This is a genomic window from Mesorhizobium sp. M7A.F.Ca.CA.003.01.2.1 (assembly GCF_003998945.1).
In the GTDB taxonomy this organism is placed as follows: domain Bacteria; phylum Pseudomonadota; class Alphaproteobacteria; order Rhizobiales; family Rhizobiaceae; genus Mesorhizobium; species Mesorhizobium ciceri.
In genome coordinates this window covers 1-2,556 of record NZ_RZRA01000830.1, presented here as the reverse complement: position 1 = coordinate 2,556, position 2,556 = coordinate 1, and the positions used below count along the sequence as shown (strand labels likewise).

Below are 2,556 nucleotides of genomic sequence, written 5' to 3'. Positions count from 1 at the left end.
CGCTCGCCCTGCCCTACGCCAATCTGGAATGGACGATGGTGCTGACGGTGCTGATCGGGCTGATCCTCTCCTCGGCCTTCTCCAACATTGTCGTCTTTGCGCAGGAACTCGTGCCGGGTCGCGTCGGCATGATCGCCGGCATCTTCTTCGGCTTCGCCTTCGGCATGGGCGGCATCGCGGCGGCCGTGCTCGGCGTCGTCGCCGACATGAAGGGCATCGATTTCGTCTTCCAGATCTGCTCCTATTTGCCGTTTCTTGGATTGCTGACCGTGTTCCTGCCCAACATGAAGGAAGCGCGCAAGGCGCAGGCGGCCGCCTAGATCAGGCCTGAAACCCACGCAAGGAAAAGCACCCGCCAGACGGCGGGTGCTTTTTTCGTTCCAACGGCCTATGCTTTGAAGAAGGCCAGCAGGTCGGCGTTGACGATGTCTGCATGGGTCGTGGCCATGCCGTGCGGGAAGCCCTTGTAGACCTTGAGCTCGCCCTTCTTGAGCAGCTTGATCGTCAGCAGCGCCGAGTCCGCGATGGGAACGATCTGGTCGTCGTCGCCGTGCATGACCAGCACAGGCACGTCGATCGCCTTCAGATCCTCGGTGAAGTCGGTTTCCGAAAAGGCCTTGATGCAATCATAATGCGCCTTGGTGCCGCCCATCATGCCCTGGCGCCACCAATTATCGATGACGCCCTGCGATACCTCTGCGCCCGGGCGGTTGAAGCCGTAGAACGGACCTGATGGAACGTCGCGGAAGAACTGGGCGCGATTGGCTGCCTGCGCGGAGCGGAAGCCGTCGAACACTTCGATCGGCAGGCCGCCGGGATTGGCGGCAGTCTTGAGCATGATTGGCGGCACCGCGCCGATCAGCACCGCCTTGGCGACACGGCCGCCGGCGCCATACTTGGCGACATAACGCGCCACTTCGCCGCCGCCGGTCGAATGGCCGACATGGATGGCGTTCTTGAGGTCCAGATGGGCTGCGAGTTCCGCTACGTCGGCGGCATAGGTGTCCATCTCGTTGCCGATATCCGTCTGGGTCGAGCGGCCATGGCCTCGGCGATCATGGGCAATGACACGGTAGCCCTGTGACACGAAGAACAGCATCTGGGCGTCCCAATCGTCGCTGCTCAACGGCCAGCCGTGATGAAAGACGACAGGCTGCCCGGTCCCCGGTCCTTGTAGTAAATCTGCGTTCCGTCCCTGGTGGTGATCATGCCGCTGCCGGAGCTGGGTTTGGTTTGCGAGGTCATCTCAATCTCCTTCTGGTTACTTTCGCGATAAACAATATCGCGATATCGATATAGCTAACGCGGCCTAAAACCCTTGTCCACAAAAATATGTATCGCGATATCATTTTTCGTGGTATCGATTTGATGCCCACATTGGCAAAAGGAATGCGCCGTGCCTCTCCCGTTGGACAATCAGCTCTGTTTCACGCTCTATGCCACCAGCATGGCCATCAACCGCACCTACAAGCCGATGCTGGACGAGATGGGCATCACCTATCCCCAGTACCTGGTGTTGAACGCGCTTGGAGAGGCCGACGGCATGTCGGTCGGCACCATCGCCCATCGGCTCGCTTTGGAATCGAGCACCGTCACGCCGCTGGTGAAGCGAATGGAGCAGGCCGGGCTGGTGACCCGCCAGCGCAGCCAGACCGACGAGCGCCAGGTGCAGGTTGATCTGACATCAGCCGGGCGCGCACTGCTTGTCCAATGCAACTGCCTGAACGAAGCCTTGGTCGAACGCTCGGGCATGACGCTGACTGAGCTCGATGCGCTGAACCGGCAGATCCAGGCGTTACGCGCCGCGTTGACCGGCGACCGCTAGCACGGCTTGACGACGGCTAGCCAAACGTCGGAAGAGGCCACCATCATGCGGACTTAAGCACGGCAAATGGCCGTTTGCGCATGGCTCGCTTTGCCTGGAAACTGACGGCGGGAGCGGGACGGCCGACATGGAAGCCCTGGATCTTGTCTATGCCGAATTCGCGCATAAGGGCCATCTGCTCGTCTGTCTCCACCCCTTCGACCAGGATTTTGTGGCCGCGATTTCGAACCAGGGTGATAATGTCCTGCAGCATCGCCTTGCCGCTCGGGGAGCTGCAGTCATGCAGAAACGAGCGATCGATCTTCACCGTATCGAAATCGATCAGGCGAAGCCACGAAAGACCCGCGAAGCCGGTCCCGAAATCATCAAGCCAGATCTTGATCCCGAGCAGCTTCAGGTCGCTGATGCAGCGCAGGATGTCGGAGTGCATCTCCATCTCCAGCCCTTCGGTGATCTCGAAGGCCAGCCTGCTGCCTGCGACGCCGGTCTCGCCCAGAATGGTCGCGACCGACGTCGCGAAGCCCGGTGTCTTGAGCTGGATCGGGGAGACGTTGACACTGACGACACGGACGTGGTCGTCCGCCAGCAGTTCGGCGCACACTGTCCTTATCGCCCAGCGCCCGAGTTCCAGGATCGCGCCGGTCCGTTCGGCGACCGGAATGAACAGGCTCGGCGGAACCGATGTGCCGTCGAGCATCTTGAGGCGCATCAGAGCCTCCACCGCTTCAACC

The 2,556-nt window shown here is 60.9% G+C and carries 2 protein-coding genes and 2 pseudogenes; 2 read left to right on the top strand and 2 right to left on the bottom strand.

Annotated elements, in window-relative coordinates; genetic code table 11:
- A pseudogene (locus EN969_RS26285) lies at positions 1 to 320 on the top strand (MFS transporter); the annotation flags it as partial.
- 68 nt (positions 321 to 388) lie between these two features.
- Here EN969_RS26285 and EN969_RS26280 read toward each other — a convergent pair.
- Positions 389 to 1,245 (bottom strand): annotated as a pseudogene (locus tag EN969_RS26280) (alpha/beta hydrolase).
- Between the two features lie 151 nt (positions 1,246 to 1,396).
- Between EN969_RS26280 and EN969_RS26275 the strand changes: the two are divergent.
- Positions 1,397 to 1,825, top strand: a complete 429-nt coding sequence (locus EN969_RS26275; RefSeq protein ID WP_013529998.1) for a MarR family transcriptional regulator — start codon at positions 1,397 to 1,399, stop codon at positions 1,823 to 1,825.
- 43 nt (positions 1,826 to 1,868) lie between these two features.
- On the opposite strand, the gene EN969_RS26270 is transcribed toward EN969_RS26275, so the two are convergent.
- Positions 1,869 to 2,556, bottom strand: a 688-nt coding sequence (locus tag EN969_RS26270; protein WP_164758499.1) for an EAL domain-containing protein, incomplete at its 5' end; no start/stop codon positions are given.